Source organism: Pseudohaliea sp. (genome assembly GCF_040217025.1).
Classification (GTDB): domain Bacteria; phylum Pseudomonadota; class Gammaproteobacteria; order Pseudomonadales; family Halieaceae; genus Pseudohaliea.
Window position 1 is genome coordinate 633,859 of the sequence record NZ_JAVJOA010000008.1, and the last position, 16,611, is coordinate 650,469.

The window sequence follows — 16,611 nt, forward strand, 5'->3', positions numbered from 1 at the left end:
ATGTTTCACTCCTAATGGTCTTCCTGGGCTCCTTTACGGAGCCCATTTTTTTATCTATATATTTCTTAAATTCAAGAGCTTGGCTGCTTTTTCTAAAGCGCCATCTCAACTGATTTCTACATGGTGTGGGTCGGTTTTTCGGAGGTGAGAAGCCCCGCCAGGTACTCCTCGATCTTCGCATTCGCGCCGGTGTCCTGCTCGGAGAACTGCACGCCAATACCCGCCGTGCGGTTGCCCTGCGCGCCCCGGGGCGTCACCCAGATTACGCGTCCGGCGATGGGTATCTTCTCCGGCTCCTCCATGAGCGTGAGCAGCATGAAGACCTCGTCCCCCAGCTCGTAGGACTTGTTCGTCGGCACGAACAGCCCGCCGTTCTTGACGAACGGCATGTAGGCCGAGTAGAGGACTGCCTTGTCCTTGATAGTCAGGGAGAGAATGCCCTGGCGGCTGCTGTGGTCGTCGCTCACAAGCGCGTCACCGGCGAGAATACGGAGCGCAGTTTAGCACCGGCAGCCCGCTCCCCCAAGCGCGCCTCGAGGCCGCCGAGCAGCGTCGCCCGCGCCAGCTCCGGTTGCGGGTTGGCGCCCGCCGCCACGGCGCGGGCGGCGCCATGCACCTCGTCGAGGCTGGCGAGCAGCGCGTGACCCCGGGGTCCGCGCAGGGCATCCGCTGCCAGCGCGCGCACCGCGTCCTGCAGGCCGCGGGCCAGGAGCTCGAGAAAGGCCTCCAGCGGCAGCTCTGCCAGGGCGGCATCGACAGCCGGCGCGGGCGCGCGCCCGGCGAGCAGTGCCTCGACCGCGGCGCGCCGCTTCATGGCCGCCTCGACCTCGCCCTCGCGCAGGAGCTGCGCGGCGCGCAGCGGCCGTCCGGCGGCGAGCGAGAGTGCCTGCCGGGCCAGCTCGACGTCGCTCCCCTCGGCGAGCCAGGGCAGGCAGTCCTCTGCCGCGGGGACCGGGAAGCGCAGTACCTGGCAGCGCGAGCGCACCGTCGCCGGCAGGCGGCTCTCGGCGCCGGTGACCAGCAGCAGGTAGGTGTTCGCGGGCGGCTCCTCGAGCGTCTTCAGCAACGCGTTCGCCGCCGCCGCATTCATGCGCTCGGCGGGCGCGATGAGCAGTACCTTGCAGCGCCCGAGCCCCGGCGTCTGCGACCCGAAGGCGATGGCCTCGCGCACCTGCCCGACCGAGATAACCTGCCCCTTGCCCGTGGGTTCCAGGGCAAGGAAATCGCCGTGCGCACCGACTGCCGTCAGCCGGCAGGCCTTGCACTCGCCGCAGTTCATCCCCTGCGCCGGCGCCGCACAGAGCAGGTAGCGGGCAAGCGCCAGGGCGAAGCGCTCGCCGCCCGTGCCGGGCAGGCCGGCGAGAAGCAGCGCATGGGGCAGGCTGCCGCCGTCGTGGCTGGCCAGGAGCCGCTCCCACGCCGCGTGCTGCCAGGGCAGCGGCGGCGTCACCGGCGGCAGGGCATCCGGCGTGTCGGTCACGGGCGCCCTCCTTCGCGGCAGGCCAGGAGTTCATCACAGATGACGTCGAGCTGAGCCTGCACCGCGCCGAGGTCCTGGCTGGCATCGATCACGCGGTAGCGGCCGCTGCTCTCCCGGGCGAGGCGCAGGTAGGTGGCGCGCACCCGCTCGAAGAAGGCCACCTGCTCCCGCTCGAAGCGATCCAGGTCGCCGCGGCCGCGGGCGCGCTCGATGCCGAGCGTTACCGGCGCATCGAGGAGCAGCGTGCAGTCCGGACGCAGCTCACCCTGGACGAGGGTCTCCAATTGCTGGACCCAGCGCGCCGGGAGCTCGCGGCCACCGGACTGGTAGGCGTAGGTCGCGTCCGTGAAGCGATCACAGAGCACCCACTGCCCGGCCTCAAGCGCCGGCCGGATGCGCCGGGCCAGGTGCTGTGCCCGGGCTGCGAAGATCAGCAGCAGCTCGGCGAGGTCGTCCACCGGTTCATCGCGCACCGCCAGGAGTACCTCGCGGATGTCCTCGGCGAGCGCGCTGCCGCCGGGTTCCCGCGTGGTCACCAGCGGCACGCCGGCCTCGCGCAGGCGCCCGGCCACGTGGTCCAGGGCCGTGGACTTGCCCACGCCCTCGCCCCCTTCCAGGGTCAGGAACAGGCCGCGCCCGGTCACCTAGCCGGGCCCCGGCGTCGAGCGGTAGTCGGCCCGGCGCTTGAGCTGGTACTCGCGCACCGCGCGCTGGTGCGCCTCCAGCGTGTCACTGAAGACGTGGCTGCCGTCACCGCGGGCGACGAAATAGAGTGCCGTGCCCTCGGCGGGCTGCAGCGCGGCGCGCAGGGCAGCGAGCCCGGGCAGCGCGATAGGCGTGGGCGGCAGGCCGTCATGGCGGTAGGTGTTCCAGGGATTGCTGTCATCTTTGAGGTGCTCACGGCGCAGGTTGCCATCAAACGCCGCCCCGAGGCCATAGATCACCGTCGGGTCGGTCTGCAGGCGCATGCCGCGCTGCAGGCGGCGCACGAAGACACCGGCAATGCGGCCGCGCTCCGCGGGCACGCCCGTCTCCCGCTCGACGATCGACGCGAGCACCAGAGCCTCGTAGGGATCGGCGAGCGGCACGGCCGGGTCGCGTTCCGCCCAGGCCTCGGCCAGGGCTGTCTCCAGCGCCGCGTGGGCGCGCTGGAGCAGCGCCCAGTCGCTCTCCCCGCGGCGATAGCGGTAGGTCTCCGGGAGGAACAGGCCCTCGGCGGACAGCCGCCCCGGTGCCAGGGCGAGCAGGCGCGGGTCGCCGGGGCCTTCGAGGACACGTTCCAGCGCCTCCTCCCGCGCAAGGATTTCGAGCGCCTGCGCCAGGGTGATGCCCTCCGGGAGCGTGACCTGGTACTCGATCACGGCGCCCTTTACGAGCTGGTCGAGAATCTCCGCCGCCGTCGGCGCACCGGACAGGCGGTACTCGCCGCGGTGGATCCGTCCATCGAGGCCCGTATAGCGGCCGTACAGGTCGAGGAGCAGGGCGTTGTCGATGATGCCGTCGGCTTCCAGGCGGCGGCTCAGGCCCGCGAGGGATTCGCCCGCGCCAACGGTCAGCGTGTAGCCGCCGGCCTGCAGCGTTGCCGGCTGCTGCCAGCGGTCGAGCACCCAGAGCGTGCCGAGCGCGACGCCCAGGCACAGCGCCAGGAGCCCGAGGGCTAGCCAAGGCTTGCGCACAGGGCCTCCCGGTAGGTCGCCTGTAACCGCTCGATCACGGGGTGTGCCCTCCACTGCCGCTGTTCATGGCGCCCGATCGCTACGATACCGCGCAGGCTGTTGCAGCAGAACAGCGCGTCCGCCGACTCGACTGCAGCGGGCTCGAGGGTCGTTACTTCGCCCGCAAGGCCCAGGGCCGGCGCGAGCGTATCGAGGAGCAGCCGCCGGCGCGTGCCCGCTATCCCGCAGGCCGCGAGGTCCGGCGTGGCGAGGACGTCGCCGCGGAGCAGGAACAGGTTGCCGCGGGTCGCGGCGACGAGACACCCCGCCGTATCGCAGACGAGCAGCTCATCGAGCCCGCGCTCGCGGCACTCCCGCGCGGCGAGCACCTGCTCCAGCCGGTTCAGGTGCTTGAGGCCCGCCAGGGCCGGCTGGCGCGCCCAGTGCAGCCTGGCAAGCGCGGTGTTGAGCGGCGCGGGCGCGGCGAGCGGGTCCAGCGGTGCCTCCGCAAGCTCGATGACGGTGCGCGGCACGGGGGCCGTCGGCGGCGCGTAGCCGCGCGGGCCGTCGCCGCGGGTGACCGTGAGGCGCAGGGTCAGCCAGCGTTCCGCCGGCGCATTGAAAGCCGCGAGGCTGGCCGCGAGGTGGTCGCGCCAGGGCGGTTCAGGAATGCCCAGTCGCGCCAGACCCGCGCTCAGGCGGTCGGCGTGCAGCGCCAGCCAGGCCGGCTGCCTGCCGCGCACCAGCAGCGTCTCGAACAGGCCATCACCGTAGGCGAAGCCGCGGTCAGGAAGGGGCAGGGACGCCGCCGCACGGCCATCGATGAACAGGCCGGGCGCCACCGGGCGCTCAGGCGAGCTGGCTGAAGACGAGGGAGCCGTTCGTCCCGCCAAAGCCGAAGGAGTTGCTGAGCACGTGGCGGATCGACCGCTCCCGCGCCGTGTGCGGCACGTAGTCGAGGTTGCAGCCCTCGTCGACGTTGTCGAGGTTGATGGTGGGCGGCGCAACCTGGTCGCGCAGCGCGAGAATCGAGATGATCGCCTCGACTGCGCCGGCCGCCCCCAGCAGGTGCCCGATCATCGACTTGGTGGAACTCACCGCCACCTTCGACGCCGCGGCACCGATGACGTCCTCGATGGCCCGGCTCTCGGCGAGATCACCGGCCTTCGTGGAAGTGCCATGGGCATTGATATAGTCGATGGCCTCCGCGGGGAGCCCGGCGTCGGTGATCGCGTTGCGCATGGCCAGCGCCGCGCCGTGACCGTCTTCCGGCGGCAGGGTCATGTGGTAGGCGTCGCCACTCATGCCGAAGCCGGTGAGCTCGGCGTAGATGTTCGCGCCGCGGGCCCGGGCGCCCTCGTACTCCTCGAGCAGCAGCACGCCGGCACCATCGCCGAGGACGAAGCCGTCCCGGTCGCGGTCCCAGGGGCGCGACGCGGCCTCCGGGTCGTCGTTGCGCGTGGACAGGGCGCGTGCGGCGGCAAAGCCGCCGAGGCCCACCGGGGTCGTCGCCATCTCGGCGCCGCCCACGAGCATGGCATCGGCGTCGCCCTGGGCGATCAGACGGCCACCCAGGCCGATGTTGTGCGTGCCCGTCGTGCACGCGGTGACCAGCGCGAGGTTGGGGCCCTGCATGCCATAGCGCACGGAGAGGATGCCGCCGATCATGTTGATGATGGAACCGGGCACGAAGAACGGGGAGATGCGCCGAGGCCCGGCCGTGCGCACGACTTCCGTGTTCTTCTCGATCTGGCCGATACCGCCGATACCGGAGCCGATGGCACAGCCCACGCGGCCGGCGTTGGCCGCCGATACTTCCAGGCCGGCGTCTTCCATCGCCTGGATGCCCGCGGCGACACCGTACTGCACGAAGGTATCGAGCTTGCGGGCTTCCTTGCTGCTCAGGTAGGGCGAGACGTCGAAGTCGCGCACGCTGGCGGCGAAGCGGGTGCTGTAGTCGGACACGTCGAAGGCCGTGATCGGCGCCGCACCTCTGCGGCCGGCCAGGAGCGATTCCCAGCTCGCCGCGACGGTGTGCCCTACGGAGGTCACCGCGCCCATGCCCGTGACGACGACTCTTCTGCCCTTCAAGGCTTCAGCTCTCCCGGTCCAGCGTTTCGCGTTGCCTGATCGTCATGTTCCGCCCCGACCTTTTCAACCCTGACCTGTCTCAACCGCCGTGAAACCGGCCTTCATGCAGAGCGCCATAAAAAAAGCCGCCCTATCGCGCAATAGAGGCGGCCTCGGGTCGGGCTGTTACAACAATCAGGCGAGGTGTTCGTTGATGTAGTCGATGGCCAGCTTGACCGTGGTGATCTTCTCGGCTTCCTCGTCGGGGATTTCCGTTTCGAATTCCTCCTCGAGTGCCATCACCAGTTCGACCGTGTCGAGGGAGTCGGCGCCGAGGTCCTCAACGAAGGACGCCTCGGTGTTCACTTCTTCCTCTTTCACGCCGAGTTGCTCGGCGACGATCTTCTTTACTCGTTCTTCGATGCTGCTCATGACTGTTGTTGTCTCCTGCTGCTGTAAGGGGTGTACCCGATTGAGACGCCCTCTCAGGGGACGAAGTTTACAAGTTTTTCCAGGGCAGTAATAGGACTTTTCCGGGCCGCCCGCCCGTGCCGTCCGGCCGCTACGCCATGTACATACCGCCGTTGATATGCACGGTTTCACCGGTAACGTAGGCGGCCTGCTCCGAGCACAGGAAGGCGACCAGCGCGGCAATCTCCTGCGGCGCGCCAAGGCGGCCGAGGGGAATCTGCGCCAGCATCGCCGCGCGCTGGTCTTCATTGAGCTCCCGGGTCATGTCCGTGTCGATGAACCCCGGGGCGACGCAGTTCACGGTGATATTTCGGCCGCCGAGTTCCCGGGCAAGCGCCCGGGTAAAACCGCCCGCGCCGGCCTTGCTGGCGGCGTAGTTGCTCTGGCCCGCGTTGCCCATCGCGCCCACGACGGACGTGATATTCACGATGCGCCCCCAGCGGGCGCGGGTCATGGCGCGGGCACAGGCCTTGCTCACGCGGTAGAGAGCGCCGAGGTTGGTATCAATAACGTCGTCCCATTCATCGGGCTTCATGCGCATGAGCAGGTTGTCACGCGTGATGCCCGCATTGTTGACCAGGATCAGCGGCGCACCGAACTCCTCGGTGACCGCCTTGACCAGGCCGTCCACCGATGCTGCGTCGGCGACGTCGAGCACGCGCCCGGCACCGCGGTCGCCCAGGTCCTCGTCGATACGCGCGGCACCGTTCTCGCTGGTCGCCGTGCCGATCACGCGATGACCGGCATCGGCCAGGGCGTGGGCGATGGCGCGGCCGATGCCGCGGCTGGCGCCGGTCACCAGGGCGATGCGGGCTTCCGTTGACTGTTCGCTCATGCTGCTCTCCCTCTGTTTCCCCGTCAGGCCGCCAGGGCCGCGTGCAGTGCCTCTAGGTCGGCGGGCGCCTCCAGGTACCAGCTCTCGAGACTGCGGTCGATGCGGCGGTTGAGGCCGCCGAGCACCTTGCCGGGGCCGCACTCGGCCACGCGGTTGACACCACTGGCCGCGATCGCGCGAACGCAGTCGGTCCAGCGCACGGGGCTGGAGATCTGCTTGACCAGCAGCGCACGGATCACCGCGGGGTCGCTCGCCGTTTCTGCGTTGACGTTGTGCACGACCGGAATGGCCGGGGGCTGCAGGGGCAGTTCCGCCAGGGCGTCGCGCAGGCGGTCGCCCGCCGGCGTCATGAGGGTCGTATGGAACGGGGCGCTCACCGGCAGCGGCACGACGCGGCGGGCCCCGGCTTCCTTCAGGGCCGCGACCGCGCTGTCGAGGGCGGTGCGCTCGCCGGCGATCACGACCTGGCCGGGCGCGTTGTAGTTGACGGCTTCGACGATGCCGCTGCCCGCCGCCGTCACCTCGCCGCAAACACGCTCGATGTCGGCGTCCTCCACGCCGAGCACGGCCGCCATCGCGCCCTCGCCCACCGGCACCGCGCTTTGCATGGCCTCGCCGCGCAGGCGCACCAGGCGGACGGCGTCGTCGAAGGCAAAACTGCCGGCACAGGTGAGCGCAGAGAACTCGCCGAGGCTGTGGCCGGCCATCATCGCCGGCGTGGGCCCGTCGACGGCTTGCCAGGCACGCCAGAGCGCCACGCTGCTGGTCAGCAGCACGGGCTGGGTCGTCTCGGTGAGGTTCAGCGCTTCCTGGTCGTCGCCGCTGACGAGCGCCCAGAGGTCATGGCCCAGGGCGTCGCAAGCCTGCTGGAAAGTCTCGCGCACACAGGCAAAGCGGGCGTGTGCGTCCTGTAGCATCCCTGTCCGCTGCGATCCCTGGCCGGGAAAGACGAACGCGAGGCTGCTGTCGGTCATCGGTGCGCTCCTGGCACTGGCATCGAGCACGTGCATCGGTGGCCGGCGCCCCGGGGACGCCGACGCCGGCGTGAGCCGGCGCGGATCGGGTCAGTCGTCGTTACGGGTGTCGACGACTTTCTTGCCGCGGTAGAAACCGTCAGCCGTCACGTGATGGCGACGATGCGTCTCGCCGGACACCGGGTCGACGGACAGCGTGTTGCCGCCGAGGGCGTCGTGGGAACGGCGCATGCCGCGACGCGAGCGCGTCTTCTTGTTCTGCTGAACTGCCATGGTCCTACTCTCCTGAGTCCTGGTCCCGCTTCAACTGCGCCAGGACCTCAAATGGGTTGTCTCTCGCCGGCGCCTCTGCCGGAACGTCCTGCTGTACCCCGCCCGGGGCCAGCCTGTCGATGCAGCCCGGGTCGTCGTGATAGGAAAAGGGCGGCAACGCCAGCACCAGTTCTTCCTCCACCAGATCCCAGAGATCGACTTCCTCTTCCTCGGTGAGCACGGGCTCCAGGCTCGCCGGCAGGTGCCGGGCCTGGTCGTCGCTCCAGACCGCGGCCAGCTCGCTGCGCGGCGCCAGGGTCTCGCTGACTGTCTCCAGGCAGCGCTGGCACTCGACCGGCAGCACGGCATCCACGGCCAGGCTGGCGAGAAACCGGCCCTCTTCATCCCGGTGGAAGTCGATGGACACCTCGATGGTACCGTCCGTACCCGCGAGTAGCGGCGCCAGGCGCGGAAGATCCCCGGGCCGCAAGCTTCCACTGAGGCGCGCTTCCCGGGACGCCGCCCTGCGAAAATCCAGCATCCGCGGGAGGGGGCCAGTCGACATAGGCGCGCACTATAGGGCCGGCCCCGGTAGTTGTCAAAAAAATTGTTACAGAACAAGGGCTTCAAGGACGCAGCGCCGTCGCCGGTGCGGCGGGGGTCACGAGGGCGAATCAGGTTACCGGTTGTTTTCTCATGATATTCAGCTAATTACGCAGCTTTTCAAGAAACGACTCGAGATCACTGTCCAGCGGCGCCTCGAGATCGTAGGTCCGTGGCGGATCACCGAGAGCAAAGCGCAGCCGCCACGCGTGCAGAAAAAGCCGGTCGAGGCCGCCCTTCTCGGCCAGGGCCGCTTCCCGCTCGCCCTGGTATTTCACGTCGCCGACCAGCGGGTGCCCGGCGTGCAGCGCGTGCACACGGATCTGGTGCGTGCGGCCGGTGAGCGGCCTCGCCTCCACCAGGGTCGCGTCGCGGAAACGCTCGACTACCCGGAAGCGGGTGACCGAACGCCGGCCGGCGGCCGTCACCCGCACCACGCGCTCGCCGGAGGCCCGGGCCTGCTTCTCCAGCGGGGCATCCACCTCGGAAAGCCCGCGCGGCCAGCGGCCCGCCACCAGCGCGAGGTAGACCTTTTCCACGCCGTCCCCGCGGAGCTTGGCATGCAGCTCCTTGAGCACCCGCGGCCGTCGCGCCACCAGGATGAGCCCGGAGGTGTCGCGATCGAGGCGGTGCACCAGCTCGAGGTCCCGGTCCCCGGGGCGCACCTGGCGCAAGCACTCGATCAGGCCCAGGTTCACGCCGCTGCCGCCGTGCACGGCGAGGCCCGCGGGCTTGTCGATGACCAGTAGGTCCTCGTCCTCCAGGACGACGCGACCGGCGAGGCGGTCGGCCCAGTAGAAGGGCACCGGGGGCGGCTTGCGCCGGGCGGGCTGGTGCAGCGGCGGCAGGCGCACGCTGTCGCCCTCCACCAGGCGCTGGCCGGGCCTGGCGCGGCCCTTGTTCACGCGGATCTCGCCCTTGCGCAGCGCCCGGTAGAGGCGGGTCTTCGGCACACCGGGCAGTTCGCGGAGCAGGAAATTGTCGAGGCGCTGACCGTCGCTGCGGGCGGTCACGGTGACGATGCGCACGCCGCTGCGCTCCGTGGGACGCGCCCTGCCGCCGCCGCTGGCGTGCTGCTCACCCATGGTGCGTCCGCTCTTGCCTCTTATATTTGAGTGGCGTGGGAATAGTTGCTATGCTCCGCCCCGTGCGAGGCCCGGCTACTGTAAACACCCCGTGCCGGGCTGGCAAATCGGTCCCGACAGACCCCGCCATTAGTGAGGTCGCGGTGATCGACGCACGCCAAGGACCCGGTGCAGGAGGCACGGGCAGCGGCGCGAGACCAAGAGCCGGCGACGCCTTTGGCAGGCAGCTTGCAACCCATGCAGCGCCGCCAAAGCCCCGCCAGAGCCGCGCGCTACGCCAGCCAGGAGACAGTACCCGCCCCCGCCCCCGGGAAGAACCGAAAAACCAAGGTTATCCGGAAAGACAGAGACAGCATCGCCCGGCGCCCCAGGGCTGCCGGGCCCGGCCACCGGGTGGTGGCCCCCGGCGAGCGGCACGCCGCCGCGCCGGCGCATGTCATGACACCCGTGCGAGCAAGGAGATTCCCAAGCGTCGTGTTCACCAGGGCCTTCCCCAGGTAGACCAACCGCCACACCGCGAGGCCACGCCCCGCGGAGCCCTGCACGGGTGCCTTTCCGGCGAGCCTTTTAAATGGTGAGTCGCAGCATGAAGAAAATGCTAATCAACGCCACGCAGCCGGAAGAACTGCGCGTGGCCCTCGTGGACGGGCAGCGCCTGTACGATCTCGACATCGAGAACCGCACCCGTCTCCAGAAAAAAGCCAACATCTACGTCGGCAAGATCACCCGCGTGGAGCCCAGCCTCGAGGCGGCCTTCGTCGACTTCGGCGCCGAGCGCCACGGCTTTCTCCCCCTCAAGGAAATCGCCCGCGAGTACTTCTACCGCAAGGCTTCCGATGGCGACGGCAAGACCAAGATCAAGGATGTCGTCAAGGAAGGCACCAAGGTCATCGTGCAGGTCGACAAGGAGGAGCGCGGCACCAAGGGCGCGGCGCTGACCACGTTCATCAGCCTCGCCGGCCGCTACATGGTGCTGATGCCCAACAATCCGCGCGCCGGGGGCATCTCCCGCCGCATCGAGGGCGACGACCGCGCCGAGCTGCGCGAGGCCCTGAGTGTCCTCGATATTCCCGAGGGTATGGGCGTCATCATCCGCACCGCGGGCGTGGGCCGCAGCGCCGAGGAACTGCAGTGGGACCTCGCCTACCTGCTGCAGCTGTGGGACTCCATCAGCAAGGCCGGTGAAGAGAACGCCAAGCCGGTGCTCCTGTACCAGGAGAGCAACGTCATCATCCGCGCCGTGCGCGACTACCTCCGCGACGACGTCGACCAGGTGCTCATCGACTCCCCCGACGCCTACCGCCAGGCCACGGATTTCGTCGGGATGGTGATGCCGAAGTACCTGAACCGCATCAAGCTCTACGAAGACAACATCCCCCTTTTCAACCGCTTCCAGATCGAGAGCCAGATCGAGACCGCCTTCCAGCGGGAGGTGCGCCTGCCCTCCGGCGGCTCCATCGTTATCGACCCGACGGAGGCGCTGGTCTCCATCGACATCAACTCGGCCCGCGCCACCAAGGGCTCGAACATCGAGGACACGGCGCTGCAGACCAACCTGGAGGCCGCCGACGAGATTGCCCGCCAGCTCCGCCTGCGCGACATGGGCGGCCTGATCGTCATCGACTTCATCGACATGTCCGCCTCGCGCAACCAGCGCCAGGTGGAGAACCGCATGCGCGACGCCCTGGCGCTGGACCGCGCCCGGGTCCAGGTGGGCCGCATCTCCCGCTTCGGGCTGCTGGAAATGTCCCGGCAGCGCCTGCGCCCCTCCCTGGGCGAGACCAGCGCCATCGTCTGCCCGCGCTGCAACGGCCAGGGCACGATCCGCGACACCAAGTCCCTGGCCCTCTCCATCCTCCGGCTCATGGAGGAAGAGGCGATCAAGGAGCGCAGCGCCGAGGTGCGCGCCATTGTCCCCGTAGACGTGGCAGCCTACCTGCTCAACGAGAAGCGCAACGCGCTGACCGACATCGAGCGCGTCACCCGCTCCCGCGTGCTCGTGGTGCCCAACCCGAACCTGGAAACGCCCCACTTCGACGTGCAGCGCCTGCGTGACGACGAGGTGAACGGCGATCACGAGACCAGCTACAAGATCGACGTGGAAGTGCCCGAGGCCGAGCAGATCAGCGACGCCCACGGCGCCGTCCCGCCGCCGCCGAAGGCCATCGTCGAAGCGCCCCGGCCGACGCAACCGGCACCGGTCGCCCGCGAAGCCGCGGCGCCCGAAGCCGCGCCGGTACAACCGGCCGAGGAGCCTGCGGCCCGCGCCCCGGCGCCCGCCGCTCCACCCCAATCCGCTCCCGCACCGGCCGCCGCGCCGCGCGAAGGCCTGCTCCGGCGCCTGGCAGTCACTCTCTTCGGCCCTGCCGAGCCCGTGGCGCCGGCACCGGAAGCGGCCCCTGAAACCCGCAAGGCGCGTGAAGACAGCAAGCCGGCCAAGCGCGCACCCGGGAACGATGCACAGGGTGACGAGCGTGGTGACGGGCGTGGCGAAGAGCGCCGTGAGAGTTCCAGCCGCCGCCGGCGCAAGCCGCGGAAGCCGCGGGAAGACGCGGCTCAGGACACGGCAGGGGAAGCCGACCAGGAGGCGCCGCGGGAAGCCCGGGAGCCTTCCAGCGACGGGAGCCACGACGCAGACAAAGGCAGCGGCGAACAGAAATCGGGCAGCCGCCGCCGGCGCCGCCGCAAGCCGCGCCGCAATGGCGACAGCCCCGGCGCGGACAACAACCAGGCCGCGACCCGCTCTGACGACTACGACACCGACTACAACCCGGACGAGGACGACTCCCTCGAGGCGATGGACAGCGACCAGGATGAGCTTGCCCTGCGCCGCCGCCCGAGCGACATGAAGCGCGCCCGGCCGCAGCGCCGCCGCCGCGAGACCGAGGCCCTCGACCTGCCGGAGAACCTGACCGGCGGCGACGGTGCCAACGTCGAACTGCCCCGGGCCCTGGCGGACAAGGTCAGCCGGGACGCACCCGAGCAAAGCGCTGAAGCCGGGGCCGACGTGGCGGCCCGTCAGGACGTCGCGGGCGCCGAGGCCGGCGAAGTGCCGGCTGAGGCAAGCGCAGCGGCAGAGGAAGCACCGGCAGCTGCCGAAGCCGCGTCGGAAGTGGCGATGCCGAAAACCGCCCCGGGCGCTGCAACCGGGGAGGCCGCTGCAGCGGAGCCACCCACCGCGGAAGCGACCGAACCGGCTGCGGTGACCGAAGCCCATATTGAAGCCCGGGCTGAAGCCGAGACCCGAACCGAGCCGAGGGCTGAGGTAGAAGCCGCGCCGGCGGCAGCGGAGGAGGCAGCGCCGGCACCGGCAGCGGAGCCGACCCACCCCGAGCCCTTGCGCAGCCAGGCCGCCGCCAACGAACAGCAGCCCGGTGAAGGCACCGCGGTCGGCATCGGGGGTGGCGTTGCTCAGCAGGGCCGCGCGGTCAACGACCCCCGCGTTGCGCCGGCACCGGTCACGGAGGTCCGCATCGAGACGGCCCACATGACCCTGTTCAGCGACACGCCAGCCCCGGCGGTCGAGCCCCCAGCACGCAACGTACCGCGGGCCAGCAACGACCCCCGCGGCCCCCGCGGCAACGAGGACGTCGCCGGGCAGCAGGGCTGACGCAGCAAAGGCACCGCCGGCGGTGGTTGTTAGCCGCCGGGGGTGCCGTATAATCCCGTGTTCATGGTGGGCTGGCTGAGTGGTCGAAAGCGGCGGTCTTGAAAACCGTTGAACCGAGAGGTTCCCGGGGTTCGAATCCCTGGCCCACCGCCATCAAAAAACAGGTAAGCGGCTGATATATAATCGGTTTACAGGCACTAAGACCCTCAATATTTATACCGTTTACCATACTCCCCCGTTTCTGCGCGAGGTGCTGTATGGAAAGCCCCGTTCTGCGCGACGGTGGGGCTGGGCCGCTGGAGGCTACCTAGAAGCTTCCGAAAATTGATACAGGCCACATCACCTCTCTGGGTGGTTGCGCCAGCCACGTCATGATAACTTTCCAAACGACTGCTAAGGGTGGAATGCCAAAGCAGGCGTTGTTGCCAGATCGAGGACTCGACTGGTGGCGGAGAAGGCTCGGAAAGGGCGACTCCGTACACCAAATCAATATGGAGTCCCAGATATGGCCAAGAAGAGAACGTCCCTCAAATCTCCCCGCGATGAAGCATTCAGAAGGCAGCACGGTCGATGCTACTACTGCCATGCGCCGATGTGGCAGAACTCAGCAGAAGAGCTCGTCAGCCGGTACGGCATCACGCGCAAACAGGCTAGGTTGCTGCAATGCACGGGTGAACACTTAACTCCTCACTCGGAAAATGGCTCAGCTGAGAAAACCAACATCGTTGCGGCTTGCGTGTACTGCAACAGGACGCGCCACAGGGCAAAAAAGCCAATGGACCCGCTCAGCTATGGCTCACAGGTCAAAAAGCGACTCATTTCCGGTCGATGGCATCAACTGCGGTTGCAGTCGTCTTAGGGCCCCGTATGCGCACCGTGGGGCCAGGCGGTCGGAGGCTCAGAGAGCAGCGCTCCACTATGGGACCACGATTAGGTGGACGGGAGAACGTCAAATTCGTCCACCGTGGGGCTTTGCAGGCTCTCACGATCCAGGCCAAGGCCGCCCCCCTACGTTGCTGCTGCTACTTAGGGCTGACGTGGCTCAATAGCTGTGTGCGTTCGTCGTACAGCTTGCCGACAGCGTTATGCATTGGCGCAAGCTCACCAGGATCGAGCTTCTTTACACCGCCAGCGTAGTCTGAAACTACAGCGAGTTGGTTCTTGTAATTCTTCACCTGGGCCAGACTTTCGCGGTCGTCCAGCGTTCGAGCTAGGTTGTCGACTATGTTCATCTGCTTTATGAGGTTTGCCTGCACCTCGCTAACAACCTCCCGCTCTAATCCGCTTGGTCGATTCTCAACAAACAGCCGCTGAAGATTTTGGTCTAGTTCAGTCGTGTGTTGTACCAACTCGCTGATAATCGCATCCCGCTGAGCTAAGACCGTACGTATTTTCTCGGCCTCAATCTCTTTTAGGACAAACGCGCCGCTAATTATCGCGGCGATTACGGTAGCGCCCGCGGTAATTATCGCAACGATAATCTGCGCCTTGCCGCTTTGCTGCATCTTCATTTTCGCAACCACGAACAGTTAGTGACCAAAGCTTAGCTATTCCTCTGTACCCAACTGGACATGCAGATTGGGGGTTTCGTCCCGTGGCTCTATTTCGACATCAATGTCAGAAGTTGGTTCGCCGCCTATCGCATCATGGAATTGACGTTGTATCTCGCAGTTTTCTCGGTAAGTAGGGCCTGAGATCATCCGCATGTAAGTACGGATGTGCTCTTCAATAGGCTCTGAAGGGCATTTCTCTGGCACAACGTCCCATTTGTCGACATGTACATCAAGCTCCGACGGTTCGAAAGCAGCGAGCTCTGGACTGCCCATAATTTGGAGCATCAATGCGAGGAAGAGACACTTAGCTCCGTTCGCTGCCCGATAAGTGACCGCGCCAGGGGATCGAACCGATGTTTGCCACGACATTGGGAATTCGCGAACGAATGGGCTTCTTAGCGCGTCGTACACAGAAAGCCCGGAGTACTCTTCGAACTTGCCTTGCTCGAGAGCCTCAAACGCACCGCCCAGATACATGACGAGATTCTGCATCTGGGCGGCAGCAAGGCCATCCGCATCCCAGGTTTCGTCTTCTACCCCGTCGCTGTGCTCGATTTTGAGGTTGATCGTTGACTTATTTGCGTAGCTAAACTCACCATAAGCATGGTCGTAGAATTCCTCGCGGATTGTGCTGGGTACCACATACCAAACCCGCGGTGCGGAAAAAAAAGTGTGCGCCTTGAGAGAGAAGTCTTTCCGCAGAACGCTGTCGCACAGCCACTGCACTCTGACGGCAGGGTATGAATGCTCAACTTCGGTCTGCGCGTCAGTAACGGTTGCTTTGGTTGTTCCGTTGTACGGTTCTAGAATCTCTCCAATAAGCACCCTGGCATCCGCGCTTCCGCGCCCAGGCACTATGATCAGATCGCCTGTCTTGCACTGCCCGTACAGCGTCTCTATCCCATCGAAAGTGCGCTTGTCGAGCGCAGACCGGCCTTTGAGCTCGCGATGATTGATGCCGACCTGGCCTTTCTTTGGGTCATAGTCATTGAGATCTTGGCTTGGTCGCTGCCACTGGCCCCTATGGCACATATAGTCAGCGTTTGCTTTCGCCCGCTGGAGCTCCTTTTTGATGTCGTCAGTGAGTTCGCGGACTGCTGGCAGATTTGCATCTGGTAAATCGAAGAACACGAGCCCCTTGTACTCGAAAGCCTCGAAGAAGGCGGAGCCTCGGCCGGCACGGAGCATGTAGACTCCATGGTCATCGGGAATCGCCTTGTACTTCGGGCGCAAAGTGACTCGCACAGCTTCTCTCGATTCGTTCGTTGGTGTTAAAGCATTATCCTGATTTCACCACGAGTTTCACCCCCAGCGCATCTGTCGCCATTCCGCGCCCTCGGGGTGCTCGCCGATAGGCTCCCAAGTGCGCCAACCGTCCACGATGGTCATCTTCTCGATTTGCCACTGCCCACCAGGCAGCTACTGGCGGCGTGCGATGTCAGGCATCAGGACGCTTCCGTTTCCACGCCGGCGCGTTGGCTTTGTTGTACTGCCAGTCGTGCCAGCTTTCGGGCTTGCCGGGGCCGTCCCACTCCCTCAGCAGCGCAGCCTCGAACTTCTCCCAAAAGCCGTCCGCATCGGCTTCTAACCACGCAAACGGGTTGTAGTCGCGCGGCTTGGGGTAGCCCAGGCAATAGAACAAAGCGACCTCCCATTCTGCGGGATCGTCGACGCCAGATGCCTGCGGCTCGCGCTTGAGGTACTTCGCCATTGTCAGACGCTAGCCAAAGCCGGCCGGCCACGCTTGGGCCTGCGGCTGCTGTGCCGGTGCGTCGCCTGCATCTCAAGCTGCTTGTAGCAGCGCAGAAGCTGGCTCCTGACGTCCAACACAAGGCGTTCATTGACCACTGAGGGATCTTCTTCGGCCCTCGCCGCCACCGCCTCTAGCTTTTCGTGGAGAGCGCCAATTTCATCAAGCAGGCACTCGCCTAGCGGGTCGTCTACCTCGAATTGCGCGGCCAGGGATTGCAGCAGCTTCAGCGTTTCGGGTTTCATCTTTCAATCATTTCCGCGTAAAAAACAT

The 16,611-nt window shown here is 66.9% G+C and carries 18 protein-coding genes and 1 tRNA gene; 3 read left to right on the plus strand and 16 right to left on the minus strand.

Going from position 1 to position 16,611, the window contains the following annotated elements; all coding sequences use genetic code 11:
• Positions 1-116: 116 nt before the first annotated feature.
• From RKE50_RS07085 to RKE50_RS07140, 12 genes are all read right to left on the minus strand, one after another.
• Positions 117-467 (minus strand): PilZ domain-containing protein, encoded by a 351-nt coding sequence (locus RKE50_RS07085; RefSeq protein WP_350035475.1) that lies wholly within the window; start codon positions 465-467, stop codon positions 117-119.
• Complete coding sequence (gene holB, locus RKE50_RS07090; RefSeq protein ID WP_350035476.1) at positions 464-1,480, minus strand: DNA polymerase III subunit delta'; 1,017 nt, start codon at positions 1,478-1,480, stop codon at positions 464-466. The genes RKE50_RS07085 and holB overlap by 4 nt, the downstream gene beginning before the upstream one ends.
• Positions 1,477-2,124, minus strand: coding sequence for a dTMP kinase (gene tmk, locus RKE50_RS07095; RefSeq protein WP_350035477.1), 648 nt, complete (start codon positions 2,122-2,124; stop codon positions 1,477-1,479). The genes holB and tmk overlap by 4 nt, the downstream gene beginning before the upstream one ends.
• Positions 2,125-3,156, minus strand: coding sequence for an endolytic transglycosylase MltG (gene mltG, locus RKE50_RS07100; protein WP_350035479.1), 1,032 nt, complete (start codon positions 3,154-3,156; stop codon positions 2,125-2,127). It lies immediately after the preceding gene.
• On the minus strand, positions 3,138-3,977 hold the full coding sequence (gene pabC, locus RKE50_RS07105) for an aminodeoxychorismate lyase (protein WP_350035481.1): 840 nt from the start codon (positions 3,975-3,977) through the stop codon (positions 3,138-3,140). Before pabC ends, mltG begins: the two co-directional genes overlap by 19 nt.
• Before the next feature lie 7 nt (positions 3,978-3,984).
• Entirely contained in the window at positions 3,985-5,226 is a 1,242-nt protein-coding gene (fabF, locus tag RKE50_RS07110) for a beta-ketoacyl-ACP synthase II (protein ID WP_350035482.1), read from the minus strand.
• A 174-nt stretch (positions 5,227-5,400) separates the two neighbouring features.
• On the minus strand, positions 5,401-5,637 hold the full coding sequence (gene acpP, locus RKE50_RS07115) for an acyl carrier protein (protein WP_035513564.1): 237 nt from the start codon (positions 5,635-5,637) through the stop codon (positions 5,401-5,403).
• 130 nt (positions 5,638-5,767) lie between these two features.
• Positions 5,768-6,511, minus strand: coding sequence for a 3-oxoacyl-ACP reductase FabG (gene fabG / locus RKE50_RS07120; protein WP_350035483.1), 744 nt, complete (start codon positions 6,509-6,511; stop codon positions 5,768-5,770).
• Between the two features lie 23 nt (positions 6,512-6,534).
• Positions 6,535-7,485 carry an ACP S-malonyltransferase gene (fabD, locus tag RKE50_RS07125; protein ID WP_350035484.1) on the minus strand — a complete coding sequence of 317 codons (951 nt, stop codon included), beginning with the start codon at positions 7,483-7,485 and terminating at the stop codon, positions 6,535-6,537.
• Positions 7,486-7,575: 90 nt separating this feature from the next.
• Positions 7,576-7,758: a 50S ribosomal protein L32 gene (gene rpmF, locus RKE50_RS07130; protein ID WP_350035486.1), complete on the minus strand. Its 183-nt coding sequence runs from the start codon at positions 7,756-7,758 to the stop codon at positions 7,576-7,578.
• A gap of 4 nt (positions 7,759-7,762) precedes the next feature.
• Entirely contained in the window at positions 7,763-8,227 is a 465-nt protein-coding gene (locus tag RKE50_RS07135; RefSeq protein WP_350035487.1) for a YceD family protein, read from the minus strand.
• Between the two features lie 217 nt (positions 8,228-8,444).
• On the minus strand, positions 8,445-9,425 hold the full coding sequence (locus RKE50_RS07140; RefSeq protein ID WP_350035489.1) for an RluA family pseudouridine synthase: 981 nt from the start codon (positions 9,423-9,425) through the stop codon (positions 8,445-8,447).
• A 586-nt stretch (positions 9,426-10,011) separates the two neighbouring features.
• Between RKE50_RS07140 and rne the strand changes: the two genes are divergently transcribed.
• From rne to RKE50_RS07155, 3 genes are all read left to right on the plus strand, one after another.
• A complete protein-coding gene (rne, locus tag RKE50_RS07145) occupies positions 10,012-13,035 on the plus strand; it encodes a ribonuclease E (protein ID WP_350035491.1) in 3,024 nt (1,007 codons plus the stop codon).
• Positions 13,036-13,100: 65 nt separating this feature from the next.
• Positions 13,101-13,188 (plus strand) — tRNA-Ser (locus RKE50_RS07150).
• A 439-nt stretch (positions 13,189-13,627) separates the two neighbouring features.
• On the plus strand, positions 13,628-13,894 hold the full coding sequence (locus RKE50_RS07155; RefSeq protein WP_350036489.1) for an HNH endonuclease: 267 nt from the start codon (positions 13,628-13,630) through the stop codon (positions 13,892-13,894).
• A 163-nt stretch (positions 13,895-14,057) separates the two neighbouring features.
• Here the strand turns inward: RKE50_RS07155 and RKE50_RS07160 are convergent, their stop codons facing one another.
• The 4 genes from RKE50_RS07160 to RKE50_RS07175 all read right to left on the minus strand — a co-directional run bounded on the left by RKE50_RS07160 (position 14,058) and on the right by RKE50_RS07175 (position 16,583).
• Positions 14,058-14,546, minus strand: coding sequence for a hypothetical protein (locus RKE50_RS07160; RefSeq protein ID WP_350035493.1), 489 nt, complete (start codon positions 14,544-14,546; stop codon positions 14,058-14,060).
• Between the two features lie 36 nt (positions 14,547-14,582).
• The gene (locus RKE50_RS07165) at positions 14,583-15,776 is read right to left on the minus strand and encodes a hypothetical protein (RefSeq protein ID WP_350035495.1); all 1,194 of its coding nucleotides are present in this window, start codon (positions 15,774-15,776) and stop codon (positions 14,583-14,585) included.
• 250 nt (positions 15,777-16,026) lie between these two features.
• Positions 16,027-16,299: a hypothetical protein gene (locus RKE50_RS07170; RefSeq protein WP_350035497.1), complete on the minus strand. Its 273-nt coding sequence runs from the start codon at positions 16,297-16,299 to the stop codon at positions 16,027-16,029.
• 2 nt (positions 16,300-16,301) lie between these two features.
• The gene (locus tag RKE50_RS07175; RefSeq protein ID WP_350035499.1) at positions 16,302-16,583 is read right to left on the minus strand and encodes a hypothetical protein; all 282 of its coding nucleotides are present in this window, start codon (positions 16,581-16,583) and stop codon (positions 16,302-16,304) included.
• Between the last annotated feature and the right edge of the window lie 28 nt (positions 16,584-16,611).